Source organism: Mesorhizobium sp. M00.F.Ca.ET.216.01.1.1, from assembly GCF_004010325.2.
Lineage (GTDB): Bacteria > Pseudomonadota > Alphaproteobacteria > Rhizobiales > Rhizobiaceae > Mesorhizobium.
On record NZ_SADR02000509.1, the window covers coordinates 1 to 290 of the forward strand.

The window sequence follows — 290 nt, forward strand, 5'->3', positions numbered from 1 at the left end:
AGATGACCGATCGGGATGGTTGCCAGGAAGCATGCCAGCGACCAGAGGCATGCGACATAGAAATTGCTGATGTCCATGATGTTGTCGTTGATGAACGCGGCCAGCTGGTGCACGAAGAACAGGTGCAGCAGGTAGATCGAATAACTGTATGATCCGGCCTTCTCCATGATCCTGAAGGGCAGGCTCGTTCGCTCCCTGGCGAAGGTCGTGTCATAGTAGGCGATCCCGAAGGCGTAGGCAGCAGCCTCCAGGGTGGGCAGGATCACCCATATCCAGGGCGGCGCCGAGCG

Annotated in this window: 1 pseudogene; it reads right to left on the reverse strand. The window is 58.3% G+C overall.

Annotated elements, in window-relative coordinates:
* A pseudogene (locus EN859_RS37200) lies at positions 1-266 on the reverse strand (acyltransferase); the annotation flags it as partial.
* Positions 267-290 lie beyond the last annotated feature (24 nt).